Consider the following 22,810-nt stretch of genomic DNA (forward strand, 5'->3'; position numbering starts at 1 on the left):
CCCGCTGCGCGAGGTTCGCTGCCCCCCGAGGGCAGGCGAGCTTGCTTGGGGCGGCCCGGCGCTGCGCTCACGCGCCTTCCACGTCGCCGGACTGGATGCGTTTGACGCCCTTGGCACTCATCTGCTTCCACGCCGCCGCCAGCGAGCCATTGAGGTCGATGGCGCGGGTCGCGTCCTCGATCACATAGGCCTCGAAGCCGGCAGTGCGCGCGTCCATGGCCGTCCAGGCGACGCAGAAGTCAGTCGCCAGGCCCGTGATGTAGACCGTCTTGATGCCGCGCGCCTTCAGGTAGCCGGCCAGGCCGGTCACGGTCTTGCGATCGGCCTCCTGGAACGCGGAGTAACTGTCCACGCCGGGGTTGTAGCCCTTGCGGATGATGAGCTGCGTGGTGGGCAGCTTCAGGTCCTTGTGCAGCGCCGCGTCGTCCGTGCCTTGCACGCAGTGGTCGGGCCACAGCACCTGGTTGCCGTAGTTCAGCTTGATGCTGTCGAACGGCTTGCGGCCACCATGCGCGCTGGCGAACGAGGCATGTCCCTGGGTGTGCCAGTCCTGCGTGACGACGATGTTCTGGAAGGCCGTCGACAGCTTGTTGATCACCGGCACCACCTCGGCCCCGCCCTTGACCGGCAGCGTGCCCCCGTCGATGAAGCAGTTCTGCACGTCCACCACGATCAGCGCGGCGTTGGCGCCGGGCTTGAGCTTGCCGGCCGCGAATAGCTGGGGTGAAAGTGCGAAGAGACCCAGCGCGGCGCCGGCGTGGAGGAAGGTTCTGCGGTGCATGGACATGGAAAGCTCCTGTCGTGGTTGGAATCAGACGCTCAGAGTCAGACGCTCAGGTAGGCGCGGCGCACGTCTTCGTTCGCCGCCAGTTCGGCCATCGTGCCCTCGAAGCGGATCTGTCCCTTCTCCAGCACGTAGGCGCGGTCGCTCACGAGTTCGGCGAAATGCATGTTCTGCTCAGACAGCAGGATGCTGACCCCCTGGCCCTTGAGCTGCAGGATCATGTGCGCCATCTGCTCGACGATGACCGGGGCCACGCCCTCGGACGGCTCGTCCAGCAGCACCAGGTAGGGGTTGCCCATCAGCGTGCGCGCCACCGTCAGCATCTGCTGCTCGCCACCGCTCATGCGCCCGCCGGGGCGGTTGGGCATCTCGCCCAGGTTGGGGAACAGCTTGAAGAGCTTTTCGGGCGTCCACAGCGGCGCGTCCGTGCCGTCGGGCCAGCGGCGCGCGGGTTGCTTGCCGACTTCCAGGTTCTCCATGACGGTGAGGTCGGTGAACACGCGGCGGTCTTCCGGCACGAAGCCCAGGCCCAGTCGCCCGGCGTGGTGCGGCTCGGTACGCGAAATGTCGTGCTCCAGAAACCGGATGCTGCCGGCGCGCTTGGCCAGCATGCCCATCAGCGCCTTCAGCGTGGTGGATTTGCCGGCGCCGTTGCGGCCCATCAGGGCCACGACCTCGCCCCGGCGCACGTTCAGGTTCACGTCGTAGAGGATCTGCGCGGCGCCGTACCAGGCGGCCAGTCCCTTGGCTTCGAGGAGGGTGCTCATGCTGCGAGGGCCTTTTCTTTCTCGAAGGTCTTGCCGCTGCCGAAGTAGACCTCCTGCACCTTGGGGTGGTCGCGAATCTCCAGCGGCTTGCCCTGGGCGATCAGCCGGCCACGCGCCAGCACGATCATGCGGTCGGCATAGGCGAACACCACGTCCATGCTGTGCTCGGTGAACAGCACGGCCATGCCACGGTCGATCACGAGTTGCTTGGTCAGCGCCATCAGGTCGTTGCGCTCCTTCGGTGCCATGCCGGCCGTGGGCTCGTCCATCAGCAACAGCTTGGGGTCGTTGGCCATGGCGATGGCCAGTTCCACGCGCTTGACGTCGCCGTAGGCCAGCTCGCTGCAGGGGCGGTCGGCCTGGGCCTTCATGCCGACCTGCTCCAGCAGGGCCAGGGCCTGGTCGCGCCGGTAGTCCGCCGCGCGGCGCCACATCGAGAACATTTGGCCAGCGTGCGAGAGCAGGGCCATCTGCACGTTCTCCACCACGGTCAGCGAGGCGAAGGTCTCGGCGATCTGGAAGGTGCGGCCCACGCCCTGGCGCCAGATCTCGCGCGGCTTCTTGCCCACGAGTTCGGTGCCGTTCAGCTGAATCGAGCCCTGGTCGGCCTTCAACTGCCCGTTGACCATGTTGAAGGTGGTGGTCTTGCCGGCGCCGTTGGGGCCGATCAGCGCCAGCAGCTCGCCGGCGTTCAGCTCGAAGTCGATGCCGTCGACCGCCTTCACGCCACCGAACGATTTGCCGAGATGGGTAACTTTGAGGAGGCTCATTTGTGCACCCTTCGGCCTGCGGCCTGTCCCGCCAAGCGGGAGCGAGCTTGCTTGGGGCGGCCCGGCGCGGCGCTCATGCTGCGGCCTCGGTGTCGCGCTTGCGTTCGAACAGCTGCTGGGCAAAGCCCGCGATGCCCTGCGGGAACAGCAGCACCAGCAGCAAGATGATGCCGCCCAGCATGGCGCGCCAGTAGTCGGTGTTGCGCGCCACGGTGTCGTGCAGCCAGGTGAAGGTGACGGCGCCGACGACCGGGCCGGCCAGCGTCTGGATGCCGCCCAGCAGCACCATGACCAGCCCGTCGATGGACTTGCCCACCGCCATCGACTCGGGCGAGATGCTGCCCTTGGAGAACGCGAACAGTGCCCCCGCCAGGCCGCACACGGTGCCGGCCACGATGAAGGCCAGCCACTGCATGCGCTTGACGTCGATGCCGATCGCGTCGGCGCGCAGCACCGAATCGCGGCCCGCGCGCAGCGCATAGCCGAACGGCGAGAACAGCACGCGGCGCAGCCACCAGATGCCGGCGCCGACCAGCACCAGCGTCAACCAGTAGTACATGCGCTTGTCGGCGAAGGCTTCCGACGGCCAGACGCCGGTCAACCCGTTGCTGCCGCCGGTGAAGGTGTCCCACTGGTAGGTGATGGCCCAGGTGATCTGCGCGAAGGCCAGCGTCAGCATGGCCAGATAGACACCTGACAGCCGCACGGCGAACCAGCCGTAGACGAATGCGCCCACCGCCGCCACCAGCGGCGCCACGACCAGGGCCGCTTCCATCGGCATGCCGACGGACTTCACCAGCAGCGCCGCGCCATAGGCCCCCAGGCCGAAGTAGGCGGCGTGGCCGAATGAATGCATGCCAGCCGGCCCCATGATGAAGTGCAGGCTGGCCGCGAACAGTGCGGCGATCAGGAGGTCGATCAGCAGCACCGTGGTGTACGAAGAGGCTTCGATCAGCAGTGGCACGGCGGCCAGGCCCACCGCCAGTGCTGCCACGGCGATCAGGTAGGTGCGGCTGGGCAGGCGCAGCGGGGCCTCGGGCATGCCGACGTAGCGGCTGGGCGCCTGCGGCCGGCCCAGCAGGCCCCAGGGCCGCCAGACCAGCACCGCGGCCATGACCAGGAAATCGACCATCAGCGTGAGCTTGGAGAACGACACGCTGACGCCGAACACATCGACCACGCCCAGCCAGATGCAGATGGCCTTCAACTCGGCCACCAGCAGCGCGGCGAGATAGGCACCGGGCAGCGAGCCCATGCCGCCCACCACCACGATGACGAAGGCCGCGCCGATGGTGTGCAGGTCCATCTCCAGCGTGGCCGGTTCGCGCGGCAGCTGCAGCGCACCGCCCAGGCCGGCCAGCATGGCACCCAGCGCGAACACGGCCGTGAACAGCCAGGCCTGGTTGACGCCCAGCGCGCTGACCATCTCGCGGTCTTGCGTGGCGGCGCGCACCAGCGTGCCGAAGCGCGTGCGCGTCAGCAGCAGCCAGACGAGACCCAGCACGAGCGGGCCGACGGCGATCAGGAACAGGTCGTAGGAGGGAAACTGGCGGCCCAGGATCTCGACCGAGCCGCGCAGGCCCGGCGCGCGCGGGCCCAGCAGTTCATCGGGGCCCCACAGCCACAGCACGGCATCCTTGAACACCAGCACCAGCGCAAACGTGGCCAGCAGCTGGAACAGCTCGGGCGCCTTGTAGATGCGGCGCAGCAGCAGCACCTCGACCAGCGCGCCCAGCACGCCGACTGCGATGGCGGCGACCACCAGCGACGGCCAGAAACCCAGTGTGTCGCCGAACCGCTCGACCAGCGTGTAGGCGATGTAGATGCCCACCATGAAGAACGAGCCGTGCGCGAAATTCACGATCCGCGTGACGCCGAAGATCAGCGACAAGCCGGCCGCCACCAGGAACAGCGAGGACGCCGAGGCGAGCCCGTTGAGGAGTTGGACGATCAGTCCCGAAAAGCTCATGGGGAAGGAATTCTGGTCAGCAGCGTCCGCGCAGGGGCCGCTGGCTGGGGTGAAGGGACAGGATGCGCTGCGTGCAGAGTGCGATGCGGGTGGTGCGGCGCCTGGCAGCGCCACACCAGCGCAACGTCACTCCGCCGAGCGCGACTTCTTGATGTCGGCAGCGCTGGGCTGGAAGCGCGGGTCGGCGCCGTCGAAGTAGACGTAGTCGACCATGATCCCCTTGCCACCCTCGTTCTTGGTGCGGCCCACGTAGGCGCCCATGGTGGACTGGTGGTCTTCGGGGCGGTAGGTGATCTTGCCGAACGGCGAGTCCAACTGCAGGCCCTTGAACGCGGCGACCAGCTTGTCCGACTCGGTGCTCTTGGCCTTCTGGATGCCGGCCGCAACCGACATGATCATGCTGTAGCCCACCACCGAACCCAGGCGCGGGTAGTCCTTGAACTTGGCCTGGTAGGCCTTCTCGAACGCGGTGTGCTCGGGCGTCTTGATCGAGTACCAGGGGTAGCCGGTGACCAGCCAGCCATCGGGCGCTTCGTCCTTCAGCGGGTCCAGGTATTCGGGCTCGCCAGTCAGCACGCTGACGACTGCACGGTCCTTGAACAGCCCACGCGTGTTGCCCTCGCGCACGAACTTGGAGAGATCGGCGCCGAACAGCACGTTGAAGATGGCGTCGGGCTTGGCATCGGCCAGGGCCTGCACCACGCTGCCGGCGTCGACCTTGCCCAGCGGCGTGGCCTGCTCGGCGACGAACTCCACATCGGGCTGCGCGGCCTTCATGAGGTTCTTGAACGCCGCGGTGGCCGACTGGCCGTACTCGTAGTTGGGGTAGACGATGGCCCAGCGTTTTTTCTTGAGCTTGACAGCCTCGGGCACCAGCATCGCGGCCTGCATGTAGGTGCCGGGGCGCAGGCGGAAGGTGTACTGGTTGCCACCCTGCCAGGTCATCTTGTCGGACAGCGGCTCGCCAGCCAGATAGAAGAACTTCTTCTGCTTGGCGAAGTCGGCCAGCGCCAGGCCGGTGTTGGACAGGAAGGCGCCCGCCAGCAGATCGACCTTCTCGCGCGAGACCAGTTCCTCGGCCATGCGCACGGTGTCGCCGGGGTTGCCGTTGTCGTCACGCGTGACGAGCTCGATCTTGCGACCGTTCACGCCGCCCTTGGCGTTGACCTCGTCCACGGCCAGCTCCATACCTTTCTTGTAGGGCTCCAGGAAGGCGGGCTGCGCCTTGTAGCTGTTGATCTCGCCGATCTTGATCACGCCCTGGGCGTGGGCCGGCACCAGCGCGGCGAGTGCCAGCACCGAGGCCGCGCTGAAGAGATGACGCAGAGGTTTCATCGAGAGACTCCTTGGGAACAAGTGGGAAACGAAAACGTGGCGGGCCGGTGCCGGTCAGCGCAGGCCATCCTGGCCCTGGATCTCTGCCGCCTGCAGGCCACCCACGCGTGGCAGCGGCCGGCCGCCGATGGTGACGGCGACGGCGACCACGATCTCACCGGCGCGGGGCGCATCGGGCACGCGTGCCTCGATCGCGTCAAAGTGGCTGCGCACGAAAGCCGCATCCTTGTGACCCAGCGGCACATCGATGGCGCAGCCCATGCCGCCGATCTTCTTGCTCGACGGCACCAGGGCCGCACCCTTTTCGACCGCACGGCGCAGCGGCGCGCCCAGTTTGGGGTGCAGGATGGCGGCGGCGTGCTCCAGTTCGCCGGCTTCGCCGACGATGGCAGCCTTGCCGTAGCCCTCGGCCTGGCCGGGCGTGATGCCCAGCGCGGCGACGCATTTGTCACCCAACAGGCCGCCCAATTCTTCGCCGATGGCGATCAGCTCGTCCAGGTTTTCGACATAGCGGCCGGCGCAGGGGTTGACGATGACCGCCATCGCCAGCGCGCGGCGCACCGGCGGTGTGACGGCCTGCCCCATTTCGAGGCGTGTTTCATCGACTTGAACGATGAGTTTGCGGATCTGGGCTGGCATGGGTGGGCTGAAGCGTTGGGAAATCGTGGGAGATTGTGTGCGTGTTCGCGGGGTGCCGGCTTAGGTAGTTTCATTAAGCAATTACTGCACCAATTCCAAAAAACCGGTGGCGCCGGTGCTGCGCCACTGGCCCTGACACGCCAGCGCAGCATGCCAGATCAGGCCCCGCGCGCGCAGCGCCTCGGCACAGGCCAGGCCGGCGTCCAGCGCTTGGGCCACGAGCGGCGCGGGCAGCGCCGGCACGTCGCTGGTGACCAGGCGTTCGCCCAGGTCGCTGTCGTCCTTCAGCGTGTTGGCGGGGCGGCGGACGATGCGGGCATCGTCCGCGTCGACGGCATTGGCGATCACGGTGGCGGCGGCGTCGGCGGCGGCGGCATCGTGCGCCAGCACGGTCACGCTGTCGGCGATGCCCATGGAAAAACTGCGGCCGCGCCAGCCGCTGGTGGCGATGCCGCGCACCGGCAGGTCGGCCGTGACGCTGAACTGCGCGTCGGTCGGCAGCAGAGGGCGCGATGCGACGCTTGCGAAGCGCGCCAGGTCGGCGAACAGCCCCACGCGCGCCTGCTGGCCGGGCGCCAGGTGCAGCGCGATGTCGCCGCCGTTGTTGACCCAGGCGCGCGTGATGCCGGCGTGCTCGTAGCAGGCCACGATTTCCTGCGCCACCGCACCGGCCACGGCCGCCATCGGCGTGATGAAGCCGGCGCTGAACGGCGCGCAGGCGGCCCACATGCGGCGTGCCACCGGGCCGCGCACAGGGCAGTCGCCGGCCACCGGTCGGCGCAGCGCTGGCAGCTCGGCCACCAGTTCAGGCAGCACATCGGCAAAGCGCGCCCAGGCGTCCTCGTGGGCTGCGGCCAGCGCCGCGACGTCGCCCTCGGCGCCGATCACGAGGTCAATGGGCCCGTGCTGGTAGTGCGGCCGGCCGTCCGGCAGCAGTGCGCGCGTGGGGCCCATGGCGGGGGGCGCCTGGTCGACGGCGTCAGCCGAGCAGCGGGGCTTGCCCGATCGGCCAGCCGTTGCCGGGCGCGGCGGCCAGCATGCGGCGCTGGCGTGGCGCGCCGTCGTTGTGCCAGGCGCCGTGGGCCAGCGTGTCCGCCAGCGAGCGCACCTGCTCCATATGACCGCCCAGTTGCTGGTACACATCCAGCGGCATCGTGAACTCCAGCGGCGCCACGATGGCCGGCGTCGGCACCGTGCCGAAGCTGTTGTCAGGCATGCGCATGACGTCGACCATCACGGTAATGCCGCCGCCGGGCCACACATAGCCCGGCGCACCGCCAAGCGTGACGTTGACGACGGACTTCTTGATCGCCTGCGTCAGCAGCACCGGGTTCTCGCTGACCCCGGCGCGCAGGCTGCCACCGGCGCCGCCGAGGAACAGCACGGTGGTCATCGAGGGCTCGCAGTTCTCGCCGATGCGGGCCACGACCTGGGCCACGGCCTCGGGCATGGGCGCGGGTTGCGGTACCAGCGCATCGTCGAGCACGAACCATGCGGCGTGTTCGCCCGTGGTCGAGACCATCAGCAGCCGCAGGCCGGGCCAGGCGGTGCCTTCTTCCACGGTGTCGATGATGGACAACGGGTCGGCGATGTCGGTGCCGCCCCAGCCGGTGCCGGGGTTGGCCACCTGGAAGTAGCGGCCCGGCGTGGACTTGCGGCCGCGCACCTTGACGCCGGCCGGCGGCATGTCCAGACAGCGACCGGCCTGGTGCTCGGTCAGAACGCCGGTGATGTGGTCGTCCACCACGATCACCTCGTCGGCGCAGCCGGCAAATTGGCGCGCGAAGATGCCCACCGTGGCCGAGCCGCAGCCCACGCGCATGCGCTGCTCGCGCACGCCGTTGACGATGGGGGCCTGGCCGGCCTGGATCTGCAACTGCGCGCCGCCGTCGATGCTGAGTTCTAGCAGCTGCTTGTTGCCCAGCAGCTGCATGACCTCCAGCGTGACGCGGCCTTCCTTCTTGCTGCCGCCGGTGAGGTGGTGCACGCCGCCGAGCGACAGCATCTGCGAGCCGTACTCGGCCGTGGTCACATGGCCGACCACCTCGCCCTTGCAGCGCACGTTGGCCTGCTCGGGGCCGAGCCAGCGGTCGGTGTCGATCTTCACCTTGAGGCTGCAATAGCTGAAGATGCCCTCGGTCACCACGGTGACCATGTCCACACCATCGGCTTCGCAGGCGACGATGAACGGCGCGGGCTTGTAGTCGGGGTAGGTGGTCGATGCGCCGACGCCGGTGACGAACACGCCGGTGGCCGGCACCAGCGCCTCTGCGTCGCCGTCGCCGCGCGCCGTGAACGGCACCAGGGGCGCATCGGCATCGATCGTGCGTTGCAAGAGCAGCACCGGGTCGACGCGCACCAGCACACCCTCTTCGTTCGCATAGCGGTCGCAGGCGCCGGTGCGGCCGCGGCCGATCTGGCACAACACGGGGCAGGCGTTGCACTCGATCTTGTCGCTGGCCATGCGCTCGTTGCGTGGGCGCGAGCGGTCCAGCGCCTGCGGCATGACCACGTCGGGGACATCGGGAAGACCGTCGGTCTTGGTGTGCTCGTTCAGCATCGCGCGCTCCGGTTCTGCCACCGCGCAGCCATCGTGGGATCGATTGCCGCTCTGCAGTGTTTCATGTAGTATTCACTTAACGTGAGTGCGGCGCATGCTACATAAAAATAGGGCGCGTCGCAAGCCGAGCGGCCCACGCCCCGCGGTTCGCGCGATGGATTGCCATGGGCACCAGCCTGGTGCCGGTGCCTATGGAAAAATCGGACTGTTTTTTTCACTCTTGCGGCACCGCTTCGAACGACATGAGCGCTTTCAACGAAGAAAAGGTCCTGAGCGTCCACCACTGGACCGACCGCCTGTTCACCTTCACCACCACGCGCGACCCGTCGCTGCGGTTCTCCAACGGCCACTTCACGATGATCGGCCTGCGCGGCGAGAACGGAAAGCCGCTGCTGCGCGCCTACAGCATCGCCAGTGCGAACTACGAAGACCATCTCGAGTTCCTGTCGATCAAGGTGCCCGACGGCCCTTTGACCTCTCGCCTGCAGCACATCCAGGTCGGTGACACGATCATCGTGGGCCGCAAGCCGACCGGTACGCTCGTGACCGACTATCTTCGCCCCGGCAAGCACCTCTATCTGCTGGGCACCGGCACCGGCCTCGCACCGTTTTTGAGCATCGTGCGCGATCCCGACACCTACGAGCGCTTCGAGCAGGTCATCGTGGTGCATGGCGTGCGCCAGGTCGAAGAGCTGGCCTACTACGACCTGTTGTCCAAACACCTGCCGGAGCATGAAGTGCTGGGCGAACTGGTCACCAGCAAGCTGCGCTACTACCCCACGGTGACGCGCGAGAGCTACCGCAACATGGGCCGCATCACGGATTTGATGGGCAAGGGCAAGCTGTTCAGCGACCTGGGCTTGCCCGACCTGAACGCGCAGGATGACCGCGTGATGCTGTGCGGCAGCCCGGCCATGCTGCGCGATTTGAAGAAGATGCTCGAGGAGCGCGGCTTCCAGGAGGGCAACACCTCCACGCCGGGCGACTTCGTCGTCGAGCGCGCGTTCGCCGAGCAGTAGACGCAGCACACGCAGCCGCCCGCATGCCCCCGGTTGCCAAGCCTGCCGCCAGCGGCCGCCCGCGCAAGCCGGGCGTGCGCGAGCAGGCGGTCATCGTCTCGCGTGCCAATCTGCTGCGCGCCGCGACCCGCATCTTCGCCAAACACGGGTTCGCGGGCGGCCGGGTCGGCCAGATCTCCAAGGCCGCAAAGTCTTACGACCGCATGATCTATTACTACTTCGGTAGCAAGGAAGGTCTGTACATCGCCGTCATCGAGGACATTTACCGGCGGATGAACGAGGCCGAGGCCGAGCTGGCGCTGAACGAGATGCAGCCCGTGGAATCGCTCAGGACCGTGGTGCGCTTCGTCTGCGGCTACTACCGCCGCCACCCCGAGTTCGTCACGCTGCTGAACAACGAGAACCTGCTGCAGGGCCGGCACATCGTGAAGATGCAGTCGGCGCAGCAGTATTCGTCGCCCGCCATCTCGGTGCTCCAGCGCTTGCTGGTGGCAGGCGTGGAGCAAGGCATCTTCCGCGCCGACATGTCGGTGCGCGACGTCTACATGATGATTGCCGCGCTGGGTTACTTTCCGCAGTCCAACCGCTTCACGTTGTCCGAGTTCCTGGGCGAGCGCATCGACGACCCGGCCTCGGTCGCGCACTGGGAGTCGTTCGTGGTCGACGCCGTGCTGCGGACCGTGATGCGCCAGCCCATCTCGCACGAATCCCACAGCCCCCACGGAGAAACCGAACCATGGCAGAAGCCGCCGCCACCGCCGCATCCGGAAAAGTCGTCATCCGCAACATCGGCCTGATGCTGTCGGGCGACATCGACCAGCCCATCCTCCAAGCCGACACCATCGTCATCCACGACGGCCTGATCACCGCCGTCGGCAAGCTGAAGGATTGCGACGTCGAGGGCGCCACCACCGTCATCGATGTGAAGCAGACTTGCGTCGCCCCGGGCTTGATCGACAGCCACGTGCACCCCGTCTTCGGCGACTGGACGCCGCGTCAGAACCAGCTCGGCTGGATCGAGTCGACGATGAACGGCGGTGTCACGACGATGATTTCGGCCGGCGAGGTGCACCTGCCCGGCCGGCCCAAGGACATCGTCGGCCTGAAGGCGCTGGCCATCACGGCGCAGCGTGCGTTCGACAACTTTCGCCCTGGCGGCGTGAAGGTGCTGGCCGGCGCGCCGGTCATCGAGAAGGGCATGGTCGAGAGCGATTTCCAGGAACTGGCGGCGGCCGGTGTGGGCCTTCTGGGCGAGATCGGCCTGGGCTCGGTCAAGGGCGGCACCGAGGCGGCGGTCATGGTCAAGTGGGCGCGCGCGGCGGGTATCCAAAGCACCATCCACACGGGCGGCCCGTCCATCCCCGGCTCGGGCCTGATCGACAAGGACGTGGTGCTGGAGGCCGACGCCGACATCATCGGCCACATCAACGGTGGGCACACCTCGCTGTCCGAGGCGCATGTGTGCGAGCTGTGCGAGAAGTCCAGCCGCGCCATCGAGATCGTGCACAACGGCAACGAGCGCGTGGCCATTGCGGCGGCGCAGGCGGCGCTGCAGCTCAAGTGCCCGCATCGCGTGATTTTGGGCACCGACGGGCCGGCCGGCTCCGGTGTGCAGCCGCTGGGCATCCTGCGCATGGTGGCGATGCTGTCCAGCCTGGCCAACATCCCGGCCGAGCTGGTGTTTTGCTTTGCCACCGGCAACACGGCGAAGATCCGCAAGCTCAACTGCGGCCTGATCGAGGTCGGCCGCGCCGCCGATTTCGTGTTCATGGACCGTGCGCAGCACACGGCCGGACGCACGCTGCTCGAGAGCGTGCAACTGGGCGACATTCCGGGCGTGGGTATGGTGATGATCGACGGCATCGTGCGGTGTGGCCGCAGCCGCAACACGCCCCCGGCGACCGAGATTCCTGTGGTCGTTTCCGCTGCGCACTGAGATTTTTGAAAGCGCTGGAAAACCCGTGCTAGAATCCGTGGCTTCGCGGCTGTAGCTCAGTTGGATAGAGTACTTGGCTACGAACCAAGGGGTCGTGGGTTCAATTCCTGCCAGCCGCACCAAATTGACGGGTCAGTTCTCACAAGGAACTGACCCGTTTTCTTTTGCGCGCCGGCTTGTGCCTACCGGGCCGCGGCCGGGCTGGTTCAGACGGGCTGTTCGCGGGCCGTCGGCCAGCTGTCGATGAACGCCAGCGCGTCCGTCGGCGGCATGGGTCGGCCGATCAGGTAGCCCTGCAGCACGTTGCAGCCGCGCTGCTCCAGCAGTTGGGCTTCCTCGCTCGTTTCCACGCCCTCGGCCACCGTGCCCATCTTCAGCGCGCCGGCCATGGCCAAGATGGTGTCCACGATGACCTGCGCCTCGGCATTCGCTGCCAGGTCGCGCACGAAGTCCTTGTCGATCTTCAGCGTGTCGAAGCGAAACAGCCGCAGATAGCCCAATGCCGAATACCCGGTGCCGAAGTCATCGAGCGCAATGCGAAAGCCCATGCCGCGCAGCGCGGTCAGCACCGACACGGCCGCGTCCGCGTCGTCCATCAGCGCCGATTCCGTGATCTCCAATTCGACGCGGCAGACCGGCAGCGGGCCGCAGGCGCCGCGCACCGATTCCACGAAGCCCGGGGCCGTCAGCTGTGTGGCCGAGACGTTCACCGAGATCGTCAGATCGTGCGGCCAGCCATGGGCTTCGTGGCAGGCCTGCGACAGCACCCACGCCCCGATGGCCGGCATCAAGCCCGAACGCTCGGCTATGCCGATGAACTCGGTCGGCGAAATTTCACCGAGTTCGGGGTGGTTCCAGCGCAGCAGCGCCTCGAAACCGCACAAGCGTCTGGCGTGCGCCGTGATCTGCGGTTGGTAGACCAGGCGCAGTTCCTGTCGGTGCAGAGCGTCTCGCAACGCGTGCTCCAGTGCCGACCGGCGCCGGTTGGCGTCGGCCATCGCGGCCTGGAAGAAGTGGTAGCGCGAGCCACCGGCACGTTTGGCGGCGTACAGCGCAATGTCGGCGTGGTTCATCAGCGCGTCGACGTCGTGGCCGTCCTGCGGCGCGAACGCCACGCCCATGCTCGCGCGCAGCGAAATCCGCGCCCCGTTGGTCATCAAGGGGTCGCGCAGGCTTGCGCAGATGCGTTCCAGCAGAGGGCGGATGTCGGCCTGGTTGGACACGCCGCGCACCACCATCGCGAATTCGTCGCCGCCCAGCCGCGCCACGAGGTCGCTGCGGCGTGCCACGCCGCGCAAGCGGGCGCTGAACGCCTGCAGCAGGCAGTCGCCGGCGTGGTGGCCATGCGAATCGTTGGTCTGCTTGAAGCCGTCGAGGTCGAAGGCCACCAACGCGATCGGGCTGATCACTGCGGGGGGCGCCGGCAGCGCGGCGCGCAGGTGTTCGTGGAACTGCGCGCGGTTGGCCAGGCCGGTCAAGGCGTCGTTGTGGGCCAGCCATTTGAGCCGTCGGTGCGCGACGTGCTTGTCGGTGATGTCCGTCGCCACGCCGCGCCAGCCTGCGGGGCGGCCGCGGGCATCGAGCAGCGGCCGCGCACTGACCGACCACCAGCGCTGGCGCCCATTCGCCGCCAGGTGCAGCACGGCGTCGCGGAACGGCGTCCGGCCGGCCAGGCGCTCGCCCAGATTCGACCAGAGGGCGGCGGCCTCTTCGTCACGCGGCAGCATGCGCTGTAGCAGCGTGCTGGCCCGCAAGCCCTGCAATCGCGCCGCATCGCTGCCCAGCGTGAGGGCGACGCGGTGCGACACGTGGGCAAAGCGTCCGGCGCCGTCCAGTTCCCATAGCAGGTCGCTGCTCTGGTCTTCGACGTCGCGCAGCAGCAGGCCGATCACTTCGCTCTGACGCTCTGCCTGCGCTTCGGCCTGCAAGCGCGCACCCAGTGTGTTGGCCAGCGTCCAGGCGGCGTAGACGACGATGAGCACATAGAACAACAGCAGCATGGTGACGCCCGCAGCTTCTGGTGCTGGCCAGGTGGCCAGCGCATAGGCGGCGCCGCCACCGAGCAGCAACGTGAAGGCGGTCGAGGCCCAGGGGATCGGGGCCAGCATGCAGCCGCCGGCGCAGATCATGCCGGTGGTGACCATGCCAATGAAAAAGCGGCCGTCGCTGGAGGCGCTGGGGAAGGCGACCACCGGCAGCGCGGCCCACACCAGGCCCAGCACCGCCGCCTGGGCGGTGGCACGCCGCGTGGCGCGGTGCGACGCGGTGGCCCGCGGCGGCCTGTGGTGGGCGCGGTACCAGCCGCGAAAGCCCAGGGCCGCCATCGCCGCAACAGCTGCCGCCCAGCCCATCAGGAAGCCGCGCGGGGCCTGGTGCCACAGCGCGACGCACAGCCACGCCGCGTTGGCGATATTCACGAACATGGCGATCGGCGTGAGGCGCAGCACGGCCTGCAGCTGGCGTGCCCGGAACTGCGCCTCGTCCGCCTCGTCGGCCACGTAGGGTGTGAAGAACGCGCGAAGCTTGGCCCGGATCCCGGCGCCTGCGTCCATCGTTTGCATCGGCGGCATGTCGAGCACGGAGGTGCGGTCCAGTGGGGTCAGGCCGAGACGGGTTCAGTGCAGCAGCACCGTCGGCGCAGGGGCCGGCCGATCTGCGCCCAGCGGCGTGAACGCGCCGGCGGGCGTCGCGCTCACCACGACGTCTGCCGTTGCCACGCGCGGAAAAACGTCGTCGCCCTGAGACAGGCTGAACCTGGGGAGCCTGGAGTCCCGCGCAGGCGGGGGCGCATTCGGGTGCATGAGTTCCCTGTGAGTGCCGGACCAAGTTCAGCACCCGACCGCTGTTGGTTATTGTTGTGGAGGGGGAAATTTGAGCGTATCACCCGCCACACATGTGAGTGAGTATGGCAAGCCCTACATGTATCTTGGTTTGCAATTTATATCAAACTTGTCCAAGTCATATTGTCCATTGGCACCAAATGTGGGCGGATGGGGTCGACTTTGTGGGCCTGTGCTGACGCCAGCACGCGCTGGGTTCCGATAGGTCCAACGACCGCTGGCAGGAACCATGAAGCACCTTTGGTGTGCGTCTTTTGGAGTGCAATCCCCCATGCTCGACTTGCTTGCCCAACCGCACACTGCGCGCGTGCGGAGATCCACCGTGCCGTCTCCCCAACCTGTGCCGCCGACACCTGGGTTCCCCGAAGTGACCGACCCGGATCCGGTCAACCCCGAGCCCGCCTGCCCGGTGCAGGAACCCCCGGACGAGGCCGATGTGCCCACTCGACTGCCAGGCCACCCCGGCCAGCCTGTCCGCGTGCGCGGTCGTCGCGACTTGCGTCATGCGCATGTGGGGGCCTGACGTGCCTGGACATGTCGTCACCGGGGTACAGCTGGACGACCGTGGCCGGATTGCGCGCGTGCGCTGGTACATGGCGGATGCCGTGGAGGACGCGCGCGCCCGGGGCGCCATGCCGTCGCCGCTGACGGGCGAGACGGTGGTCGACACGCTCGAGGTGGTTGACAAGCTGCTGGATGCCGAGCCGGTGTTGCCACTGTTTCGCAGCCCACTGGGCGACCGCCTGGGTGCCGCGATCAAGGTGCACGTGCAGCCCGACGGCACCGAAGTGATCGAGGTCGACCCGCCCCTGCCGGGCCAGCGTCTGTTCGATCTGCCGCGCCTGTAAGCCACACGCTGCCATGGCCGGTCAGGCCGGTTGCTGCACACTGCTGCGATGAGCAAGGCATTCACCAAAGAATCCGACGCGGATGACGACGACGGCCCCGTCGTGCCCGACCTGCCGTCCGGGGTCAAGAACTACATCACGCCCCAGGGCTACGCGCGCCTGCGCGCCGAGTTGCTGGACCTGATCGACAACGAACGTCCAAAGATCGTGGAGGTCGTCCATTGGGCGGCCAGCAACGGCGATCGGTCCGAGAATGGCGACTACCACTATGGCAAGAAGCGCCTGCGCGAGATCGACCGGTGTATCCGCTTCCTGACCAAGCGGCTGGAAATTGCCGAGATCACCGACCCCAGCGTGCACCATGGTGGTGACCAGGTCTTCTTCGGCGCCACCGTGACCTATGCCGATGAGAGCGGGCAGGAGCAAACGCTCAGCATCCGCGGCGTCGACGAGGCCGACAGCGCTTGCGGCGAGGTGAGCTGGGTCGCCCCGATTGCGCGTTCCTTGCTCAAAGCCCGCACCGGTGACGTGGTGCGGCTCGCCACGCCTGCGGGCGTGCGCGACATCGAGGTGCTGGCGGTACGCTACCCGCCTCCGTCCGACGCCTGATAGGCGGCGGGCATCGCCCGCACCGCGCGCAGCACGGCTGGTGTGCGCCGCAGGTTGCGCAGCGCGTGGTCCAGGTGGGCGCGATCACGTACGGCGATCACGAAGCGCAGGTCCGAGGCGTCCTGCGCCTCTTCCTGGCCCATGTCCATGTGGGTGATGTCGACCTCGGTCGAGGCCAGTGACGCGGCCACGCGCGCCAGCACGCCCTTGCCGTTGGTGACCGTGATGACGACGCCGGTCTCGAAGGAGCGGACCGGCTCGTCCGACCAGGCGACCGCGATGAAGCGCTCGCTGTCCTTGTATTGCAGGCGCTTGGCCAGCGCGCAGTCGGCGGTGTGGATGAACAGGCCTTCGCCGCGGCCCAGGTAGCCCACGATCTCGTCGCCTGGCACCGGCCGGCAACAGCGGGCGAACTGCACCGAGGCGTTCTCGCTGCCGTCGATCAGCACGCCACCTTGCGACACGCTTTCATGGGCGATGTAGCGCTCACGCGTCATCAGCAGCGGGTCGGTCCTGGTGCCGCTTTCCGTCACGAGCACCTTCAGCCGCTTGGCAACGATGCTCGCGATGCGCTTGCCCAGGCCGATGTCGGTCAGCAACTCGGCACGCGTGCGGTTGCCGGAGAACCGCAACAGCTTGTCCCATATCGGCTGGCTGTCGGCGTCGTGGCCAGGCAGTGATTCGATGCCCTCTGCGCGCACAGCCTGCGTCAGCAGCTTCTCGCCCAGGTCCTGCGATTCGGTCTGCGCCAGGCCCTTCAGATGGTGCCGGATCTTGGAGCGTGCACGACCCGTGCGCACGAAGCCCAGCCAGGCCGGGTTCGGTGCGGAGACCGACGCGGTGATGACCTCGATCACGTCGCCGTTGTGCAACTCGCTGCGCAGCGGCACCTGCTCGCCATTGATGCGCGCCGCGACGGTGCGGTCGCCGATGTTGCTGTGGATGGCGTAGGCAAAGTCGACCACCGTCGCGCCACGAGGCAGCGCCATGATCTGGCTCTTGGGCGTGAACACGTAGACCGCATCGGGGAACAGGTCCACCTTCACATGGTCCCAGAACTCGGACGCATCGCGCGTCTCGTGCTGAATGTCCAGCAGCGACTGCAGCCACTGCGTGCCCATGCGCTCGGCCGCGCCGCCTTCGGGATGGTTGGCCTTGTAGAGCCAGTGCGCCGCCACGCCGGATTCGGCCACCACGTGCATGGCGTCGGTGCGCATCTGGAACTCCACGTTCACGCCCGACGGGCCGACCAGCGTGGTGTGCAGCGACTGGTAGCCGTTGACCTTGGCGATGGCAATGTGGTCCTTGAAGCGGCCGGGCACCGGCTTGTAGAGCTGGTGCAGCACGCCCAGCGCGGTGTAGCAATCGATCACGTTCGGCACGATCACGCGAAAGCCGTAGATGTCGGTCACCTGCGCGAACGACAGGTGCTTGTCGTCCATCTTGCGGTAGATGGAGTAGAGCGTCTTCTCGCGCCCGGCGATGCGCACCTTCATGCCGGCGGCCTCGAAGGTGTTCTCCAGCTCCGTCTGCACCTTCTGCACCAGGTCGCGTCGCCGGCTGCGCGCCTTGGCCACGGCCTTGGCCAGCACCGCGTAGCGCCAGGGCATCAGGTGCTGGAAGGCCAGTTCCTGCAGCTCGCGGTAGGTGACATTCAGTCCCAGCCGGTGGGCGATGGGTGCGTAGATGTCCAGCGTCTCCGACGAAATGCGCGCCCACTTGCTGCGCGGCATGTCGCCCATCGTGCGCATGTTGTGGCTGCGGTCGGCCAGCTTGATGAGGATCACGCGCACATCGCGCGCCATTGCCAGCAGCATCTTGCGAAACGACTCCGCCTGGCTCTCCTCGCGGGTGTTGAACTGCAGCTTGTCCAGCTTGGTCAGCCCGTCCACCAGTTCGGCCACCGGTGCGCCGAAGCGCTCGATCAACTGCGGTTTGGTGACGCCGCAGTCTTCCATCGCGTCGTGCAGCAGGGCCGCCATCAGCGCCTGGGCATCGAGCTTCCAAGTCGCGCACTGCGCGGCCACTGCAATGGGGTGGGTGATGTAGGGCTCGCCGCTGCTGCGCAGCTGGCCGAGGTGGGCTTCGTCGGCGAAGCGGTACGCCTGGCGCACCTGCTCGATGCTCTGCGCGTCGAGATAGTCCAGGCTGGCGGTGAGGGCTGCGAAACTGGCGGCGGCGGCGTTGGCGGCGGCCGGACTGGCCTCCACGGCCTTGGGCGCTTTGCGGTGCGATGTCCGGACTGCGGTATTTGTGGGCAGTGCGACGTTCATGCCTCAAATGTAGCGTGCGCGTTACGTACGCACGGCGCCCAGAAAAAAGGCACCGCCAAGCGGTGCCCTATTGCGATGAGCGGGAGCCGGTCAGCTCGGCACTTTCTTCAGCATCTCCAGGCCCACCTTGCCGGCGGCGATCTCGCGCAGGGCGGTCACGCCGGGCTTGTTCTTGCTTTCGATGCGGGGCGTGTGGCCCTGGCTCAGCATGCGCGCGCGGTACGTCGCTGCCAGCACCAGCTGGAAACGATTGGGGATTTGCGCGAGGCAGTCTTCGACGGTGATGCGGGCCATGGTGACTCCAGTCTTCAGAGAATATGCAGGGATTTGAAGGTGTCGAACCTGGCACGGACCTGCGCCAGGTACTTGAGTCGCTGGGCATGCACGATGGTCTTCATGTCGAAAACCGCCCGGTCGAACAACTCGTTGATTATAACGAAGTCGAATTTTTCGGCCTGGGCCATCTCAACGGCGGCGTTCTTCAGGCGCAGCTCGATGACTTCCGGTGCGTCCTCGCCGCGGCGTTCCAGGCGTGAGCGCAGCTCCTCCCAACTCGGCGGCAGGATGAAGATCAGCACCGCATTGGCAAAGGTCTTCTTGATCTGCATCGCCCCCTGAAAGTCGATCTCCAGGATCACGTCTGCGCCCTGGGCGATGCGCTCTTCGATCGCCTTCTTGGAGGTGCCGTAACGCCGCCCGTGCACCAGCGCCCATTCGACGAAGGTGTCGCCGGCGACCATGGTGTCGAAGTCGGTGTCGGAGACGAAGAAGTACTCGCGCCCGTGCTTTTCCTGGCCGCGTGGCGGGCGCGTGGTGTGCGAGACCGAAGGCTGGATCCCGGAGTCGATTTCGAGCAGGGCCTTGACGAGGCTGGACTTGCCGGCTCCGCTGGGTGCGGCGACGACGATCAGGTTGCCGGGATAGTCCATGGTGTCATGGGGGCTGAAAGGGCGCCGAGTTTAGCAGTGGCTCTGCGGCCCGGCCTGCACCGAACGGCAGCAGCCGGGCGATCGGCACCGGCCGGCCGAACAGGTAGCCCTGGAACTCGTCGCAGCCGGCGTCCACCAGAAAAGCGTGCTGCCCCGGCGTTTCAACGCCCTCGGCCACCACCGTCAGGTCCATGCTGCGCGCCAGCGTCAGGATGGTGCGCGCAATCGCGGCGTCGTTTGGGTCCGTCAGCACATCGCGCACGAAGGACTTGTCGATCTTCAGCTGATCCAACGGCAGGCGCTTCAGGTAGAACAGCGACGAATAGCCAGTGCCGAAGTCGTCCAGCGCAAAGCCTACGCCCATGGCCTTCAGTTCGGCCATCTTGCGGATCACGTCCTCGACATCATTGAGCAGCATGCTCTCGGTCAGCTCGATCTTCAGCCGGTCCGCCCGCGCGCCGGCCAGGGCCAGCACCTCGGTGATCTGCGCGACGAAATCGGCCTGGCGGAACTGCCGGGCGCTGACGTTGACCGAAATCTTCAGTGCCGCCGTCTCATCGGCAGCGGCCCACTGCGCCAGTTGGTGGCAGGCCGTCTCCAGCACCCAGCGGCCCAGCGGCAAGATCAGGCCGGTGCGTTCTGCCAGCGGGATGAAGTCGACCGGCGAGACCATGCCGCGCACCGGATGCCGCCAGCGCAGCAGCGCCTCGACGCCGACCAATTCGCCATGGATGTCGACGATGGGCTGGTAGTACAGATCGAGTTCGTCGCGGTCCAGCGCGTGGCGCAGGTCGGCCTCCAGCGCCGATCGCTCGGCCAGCGCTGTCTGCATGCGCGGGTCGAAAAAGCGCACCACGTTGCGCCCGGCCGCCTTGGCCTGGTACATGGCCAGGTCGGCGCGCGTGAGCAGCTCGTCCACCTTGTGCTCATGGCCGCAGAACAGCGTCAGGCCGATGCTGGGCGTGCTGTGGTGGCGCGTGGCGCCCAGGTCGTAAGGCCGGTTCAGCGCCTCCTGGATCTTGCGCGCCGTCGCATCGGCTGCGGCGGTGGAGGCGGCCTCCTGCGGGCTCAGCTGTTCCAGCATGACCACGAACTCGTCGCCACCCAGACGGGCCACGGTGTCGGCCTCCCGCACGCATTCCACCAGCCGCCTGCCCACCATCTGCAGCAGGGTGTCGCCCATGGTGTGGCCCAGCGTGTCGTTCAGATCCTTGAAGTTGTCCAGATCGATGAACAGCAGCGCGCCGTGGCAGCCGCTGCGGTGGCTGGCCGACAGTGCCTGCGACAAACGCTTGACCAGCAGCCGGCGGTTGGGCAAGTTGCACAGCGCGTCGTAGAAGGCCAGGCGCTGGATCTTTTCTTCCGCCTGCCGGCGGTCGGTGATGTCGCGCCCCGTGCCGCGGTAGCCGCAGAACGCGCCGTCGGCATCGAACATTGGCAGACCCGACACCGCAAAGTGCCGCAACTGCTTCGAATGCTTCACCTCGGCGCGGAACACGAAGTCGCGGAACTCGGTGTGCCGGTCCATCTGCGCCTGCCAGCCGGCCCACTGGGCTTCGTCGGCGTGGAAACGGATGAAGCCCTGGCACTGCTGCACCGTGCGGCCGATCATCTGCGAGAAGTCGTACAGCTCGCCCAACTGGCGCGAGCCCTCGACCTTGGTGAACCGGCCCTGCGCGTCTTGCTCCCAGTACCAGTCGGTGATCAGTTCCGTCAGGCTGCGAAAGCGCAGCTCGCTTTCGCGCAGCGCCGATTGCGACTGCACGTACGAGGTGACGTCGGCATAGGTGCGCACGCGGCTGCCGTCGGCCAGCTTGCGCGTGCGTACTTCGAACACCCGGCCATCGCACGAGTTGCGCAAATACAGGTCCGGCACGCGGTCGATGGCGGTGCCTGTCGTGTCGTGCGCCGCGGCCACGCGCCCGGTCACGGGATCGAACAGCGAGAGATGGCCACCGAAGTCGCCACGCGCGGCCTGGAACCGGACCACCTCGTCCAGCATGGGCTGCCCCGACAGCAGCGCGGGCGGCAGGTCCAGCAATTCCAGAAAACGGGGGTTGTGCGCCACGATCCGAAGGTCCGGCGAAAACAGCGCGATGCCTTGCGCCACGCTGCCCAGCATGTCGCTCATATCGCGCGTGCGATCGGCCAGCAACGCGGCGTCGCGCCGGCTGTCTTGCCGCGCGGTGCGGGTGTGGGCCTCAGCGCGGCGCTGCAACCGCCACTGGCCCACGGCGCCAAGCAGCGGTGCCAGCAGGCCCGCGTCGGCCGGCGAAAACGGCGCTTCGGTGCGGGCCAGGCCGAGCAGGGCCACCGGCTCGGTGACGGTGCGCACCGGCAACAGCAGGCCATGCCAACCATCGACCGGCCCGCAGCAGGCCCACGGCGGCGCCGAGCAGCCCCCGGCACCGGCCAGCATGGCCGCCGTCTCGGCAAAGAGCGCGGGCAGGGCCGCGCCGGCGCCTGCCAGGCCGTGGCTGGCCTGCAGCCGCAGCGGCCCGGGCCACGGCAAAGGCGATGCCTCGGCGTCGGCTTCGACAGTGGCCAGCTCGGCCACGAAGCCCTGGCCAGACCGCGTGAGGGCCAGCAGGTCGGTCAGCAGCGCCTGCCAGCCTGCGGAGTCGGCCTCATCGCCCTGCAGCGAGGTGGCCTGCACCCGGTTCACCGCCTGGCTCAGCTCGTGTTGGCGCTGCAGCAACTGCAGCGCCTCCTTGCGGATCGTGATGTCGAACTGCGTGCCGGCCACGCGCAAAGGTGCGCCGTCGGCGTCACGTTCCAGCACCTTGGCGCGGCTCAGCAGCCAGCGCCATTGGCCATTCTTGTGGCGCATGCGGAACTCGATCTCGTAGGCCGACTTCTGGTGGCGAAAGCTGTCCTCCTCGGCACGCTGCACCACCGGCACGTCGTCCGGATGCACCAGCCGCAGCCAGCCGTTGTTCTCCAGATCGAGCTCTTCGGGCAGGTAGCCCAGCGTCCAGGCCCATTGCTTGTTGATGGTGCTGCGCCGTGCTTGCGCGTCCCACACCCACAGACCGACCTTGGCGCCGGCGATCGCCGCCTCGAATCGCTGCGTGCCCAGCTCCGGCTCGGCATGGCGTCGCACCTTGTGCAGCAACTGTCGCAGGCGCTGGCGTAAGGTGTCGGGGTCGGCCAGGTCACGCACGAGGTAGTCGTCCCAGCCCAAGCGCAGGGCGCGCGCGGCCGCCCATTCCTCATCGGCATCCACCCACAGCAGCACGCCGGGGCTGGGCAGGTCGCGGTGCAGGTCGAAGCTGTCGCCGTCGGGCAGGCGATGGCGCAGGACCACCATCGCATAGTGCTGCAGCGCCAGCCGTTGGCGCGCCGCCGCCACCGAAGGCGCGCTGTCCGTGTGCCAGCCCTGCTCGGTGTCCAGGGCCAGCGTCAGCGCGTGGACGTGGGCCGGATCGTGGTCGACGAGCAGAACGTGGACGGTCATTGGGGGCTAGTAGATCGGCCGGGCAGGCACCGTGGCAGGGGACAGGCATTATCCGGGCCTGCCGTCGCGGGCATG

The 22,810-nt window shown here is 67.6% G+C and carries 19 protein-coding genes and 1 tRNA gene; 7 read left to right on the forward strand and 13 right to left on the reverse strand.

All coding sequences use genetic code 11. From position 1 onward, the window contains the following. Positions 1-67 precede the first annotated feature (67 nt). The 8 genes from pncA to AC099J_RS05495 form a co-directional block, all read right to left on the reverse strand. Complete coding sequence (pncA, locus tag AC099J_RS05460) at positions 68-781, reverse strand: bifunctional nicotinamidase/pyrazinamidase (RefSeq protein WP_479614419.1); 714 nt, start codon at positions 779-781, stop codon at positions 68-70. Between the two features lie 44 nt (positions 782-825). After that, positions 826-1,551 carry an ABC transporter ATP-binding protein gene (locus AC099J_RS05465; protein ID WP_479614203.1) on the reverse strand — a complete coding sequence of 242 codons (726 nt, stop codon included), beginning with the start codon at positions 1,549-1,551 and terminating at the stop codon, positions 826-828. Beyond that, complete coding sequence (locus AC099J_RS05470; RefSeq protein ID WP_479614204.1) at positions 1,548-2,321, reverse strand: ABC transporter ATP-binding protein; 774 nt, start codon at positions 2,319-2,321, stop codon at positions 1,548-1,550. Before AC099J_RS05470 ends, AC099J_RS05465 begins: the two co-directional genes overlap by 4 nt. A 73-nt stretch (positions 2,322-2,394) precedes the next feature. Beyond that, a complete protein-coding gene (locus AC099J_RS05475; protein WP_479614205.1) occupies positions 2,395-4,290 on the reverse strand; it encodes an ABC transporter permease in 1,896 nt (631 codons plus the stop codon). 126 nt (positions 4,291-4,416) lie between these two features. Then, complete coding sequence (locus AC099J_RS05480; RefSeq protein ID WP_479614206.1) at positions 4,417-5,625, reverse strand: ABC transporter substrate-binding protein; 1,209 nt, start codon at positions 5,623-5,625, stop codon at positions 4,417-4,419. Positions 5,626-5,679: 54 nt separating this feature from the next. Further along, complete coding sequence (locus AC099J_RS05485; RefSeq protein ID WP_479614207.1) at positions 5,680-6,264, reverse strand: amino acid synthesis family protein; 585 nt, start codon at positions 6,262-6,264, stop codon at positions 5,680-5,682. An 81-nt stretch (positions 6,265-6,345) separates the two neighbouring features. Continuing rightward, positions 6,346-7,218 carry a UPF0280 family protein gene (locus tag AC099J_RS05490; RefSeq protein ID WP_479614208.1) on the reverse strand — a complete coding sequence of 291 codons (873 nt, stop codon included), beginning with the start codon at positions 7,216-7,218 and terminating at the stop codon, positions 6,346-6,348. Positions 7,219-7,243: 25 nt separating this feature from the next. After that, positions 7,244-8,821, reverse strand: a complete 1,578-nt coding sequence (locus tag AC099J_RS05495; RefSeq protein WP_479614420.1) for a 6-hydroxynicotinate reductase — start codon at positions 8,819-8,821, stop codon at positions 7,244-7,246. A gap of 245 nt (positions 8,822-9,066) precedes the next feature. Between AC099J_RS05495 and AC099J_RS05500 the strand changes: the two genes are divergently transcribed. From AC099J_RS05500 to AC099J_RS05515, 4 genes are all read left to right on the forward strand, one after another. After that, positions 9,067-9,843: a ferredoxin--NADP reductase gene (locus AC099J_RS05500; protein WP_479614209.1), complete on the forward strand. Its 777-nt coding sequence runs from the start codon at positions 9,067-9,069 to the stop codon at positions 9,841-9,843. A 23-nt stretch (positions 9,844-9,866) separates the two neighbouring features. Next, positions 9,867-10,640 carry a TetR/AcrR family transcriptional regulator gene (locus AC099J_RS05505; protein WP_479614210.1) on the forward strand — a complete coding sequence of 258 codons (774 nt, stop codon included), beginning with the start codon at positions 9,867-9,869 and terminating at the stop codon, positions 10,638-10,640. Continuing rightward, positions 10,580-11,779 (forward strand): amidohydrolase family protein, encoded by a 1,200-nt coding sequence (locus tag AC099J_RS05510; RefSeq protein ID WP_479614211.1) that lies wholly within the window; start codon positions 10,580-10,582, stop codon positions 11,777-11,779. Before AC099J_RS05505 ends, AC099J_RS05510 begins: the two co-directional genes overlap by 61 nt. Positions 11,780-11,824: 45 nt before the next feature. Then, positions 11,825-11,901: transfer RNA gene (locus AC099J_RS05515), tRNA-Arg, on the forward strand. A gap of 84 nt (positions 11,902-11,985) precedes the next feature. On the opposite strand, the gene AC099J_RS05520 is transcribed toward AC099J_RS05515, so the two are convergent. Next, positions 11,986-14,349: a putative bifunctional diguanylate cyclase/phosphodiesterase gene (locus AC099J_RS05520; RefSeq protein ID WP_479614212.1), complete on the reverse strand. Its 2,364-nt coding sequence runs from the start codon at positions 14,347-14,349 to the stop codon at positions 11,986-11,988. Between the two features lie 592 nt (positions 14,350-14,941). Here AC099J_RS05520 and AC099J_RS05525 point away from each other — a divergent pair. From AC099J_RS05525 to greB, 3 genes are read left to right on the forward strand one after another with little or no spacing between them, the layout of a single operon-like run. Further along, the gene (locus AC099J_RS05525; RefSeq protein ID WP_479614213.1) at positions 14,942-15,142 is read left to right on the forward strand and encodes a hypothetical protein; all 201 of its coding nucleotides are present in this window, start codon (positions 14,942-14,944) and stop codon (positions 15,140-15,142) included. Position 15,143: 1 nt separating this feature from the next. Beyond that, positions 15,144-15,467 (forward strand): hypothetical protein, encoded by a 324-nt coding sequence (locus AC099J_RS05530; protein WP_479614214.1) that lies wholly within the window; start codon positions 15,144-15,146, stop codon positions 15,465-15,467. Positions 15,468-15,515: 48 nt separating this feature from the next. Continuing rightward, positions 15,516-16,076 carry a transcription elongation factor GreB gene (greB, locus tag AC099J_RS05535; RefSeq protein ID WP_479614215.1) on the forward strand — a complete coding sequence of 187 codons (561 nt, stop codon included), beginning with the start codon at positions 15,516-15,518 and terminating at the stop codon, positions 16,074-16,076. Here the strand turns inward: greB and AC099J_RS05540 are convergent. From AC099J_RS05540 to AC099J_RS05555, 4 genes are all read right to left on the reverse strand, one after another. Next, a complete protein-coding gene (locus AC099J_RS05540) occupies positions 16,052-18,349 on the reverse strand; it encodes a RelA/SpoT family protein (RefSeq protein WP_479614216.1) in 2,298 nt (765 codons plus the stop codon). The two genes, greB and AC099J_RS05540, sit on opposite strands and share 25 nt — an antisense overlap. Before the next feature lie 90 nt (positions 18,350-18,439). Continuing rightward, positions 18,440-18,643, reverse strand: a complete 204-nt coding sequence (gene rpoZ, locus AC099J_RS05545) for a DNA-directed RNA polymerase subunit omega (RefSeq protein ID WP_479614217.1) — start codon at positions 18,641-18,643, stop codon at positions 18,440-18,442. Positions 18,644-18,657: 14 nt separating this feature from the next. Further along, positions 18,658-19,278 (reverse strand): guanylate kinase, encoded by a 621-nt coding sequence (gmk, locus tag AC099J_RS05550; RefSeq protein WP_479614218.1) that lies wholly within the window; start codon positions 19,276-19,278, stop codon positions 18,658-18,660. A 4-nt stretch (positions 19,279-19,282) separates the two neighbouring features. Beyond that, on the reverse strand, positions 19,283-22,735 hold the full coding sequence (locus tag AC099J_RS05555; protein WP_479614219.1) for a bifunctional diguanylate cyclase/phosphodiesterase: 3,453 nt from the start codon (positions 22,733-22,735) through the stop codon (positions 19,283-19,285). Between the last annotated feature and the right edge of the window lie 75 nt (positions 22,736-22,810).

The sequence above is a fragment of the Rhodoferax sp. RT4P68 genome, from assembly GCF_056521305.1.

Excerpts from the sequence above, each read along its gene's own strand:
- AC099J_RS05480 (WP_479614206.1), bottom strand. The coding sequence starts at position 5,625 with ATGAAACCTCTGCGTCATCTCTTCAGCGCGGCCTCGGTGCTGGCACTC.
- greB (WP_479614215.1), top strand. The coding sequence starts at position 15,516 with ATGAGCAAGGCATTCACCAAAGAATCCGACGCGGATGACGACGACGGC.
- rpoZ (WP_479614217.1), bottom strand. The coding sequence starts at position 18,643 with ATGGCCCGCATCACCGTCGAAGACTGCCTCGCGCAAATCCCCAATCGT.
- AC099J_RS05490 (WP_479614208.1), bottom strand. The coding sequence starts at position 7,218 with ATGGGCCCCACGCGCGCACTGCTGCCGGACGGCCGGCCGCACTACCAG.
- AC099J_RS05555 (WP_479614219.1), bottom strand. The coding sequence starts at position 22,735 with ATGACCGTCCACGTTCTGCTCGTCGACCACGATCCGGCCCACGTCCAC.
- AC099J_RS05510 (WP_479614211.1), top strand. The coding sequence starts at position 10,580 with ATGGCAGAAGCCGCCGCCACCGCCGCATCCGGAAAAGTCGTCATCCGC.
- AC099J_RS05540 (WP_479614216.1), bottom strand. The coding sequence starts at position 18,349 with ATGAACGTCGCACTGCCCACAAATACCGCAGTCCGGACATCGCACCGC.
- AC099J_RS05465 (WP_479614203.1), bottom strand. The coding sequence starts at position 1,551 with ATGAGCACCCTCCTCGAAGCCAAGGGACTGGCCGCCTGGTACGGCGCC.
- AC099J_RS05475 (WP_479614205.1), bottom strand. The coding sequence starts at position 4,290 with ATGAGCTTTTCGGGACTGATCGTCCAACTCCTCAACGGGCTCGCCTCG.
- gmk (WP_479614218.1), bottom strand. The coding sequence starts at position 19,278 with ATGGACTATCCCGGCAACCTGATCGTCGTCGCCGCACCCAGCGGAGCC.
- pncA (WP_479614419.1), bottom strand. The coding sequence starts at position 781 with ATGCACCGCAGAACCTTCCTCCACGCCGGCGCCGCGCTGGGTCTCTTC.
- AC099J_RS05485 (WP_479614207.1), bottom strand. The coding sequence starts at position 6,264 with ATGCCAGCCCAGATCCGCAAACTCATCGTTCAAGTCGATGAAACACGC.
- AC099J_RS05500 (WP_479614209.1), top strand. The coding sequence starts at position 9,067 with ATGAGCGCTTTCAACGAAGAAAAGGTCCTGAGCGTCCACCACTGGACC.
- AC099J_RS05470 (WP_479614204.1), bottom strand. The coding sequence starts at position 2,321 with ATGAGCCTCCTCAAAGTTACCCATCTCGGCAAATCGTTCGGTGGCGTG.
- AC099J_RS05520 (WP_479614212.1), bottom strand. The coding sequence starts at position 14,349 with ATGCCGCCGATGCAAACGATGGACGCAGGCGCCGGGATCCGGGCCAAG.
- AC099J_RS05505 (WP_479614210.1), top strand. The coding sequence starts at position 9,867 with ATGCCCCCGGTTGCCAAGCCTGCCGCCAGCGGCCGCCCGCGCAAGCCG.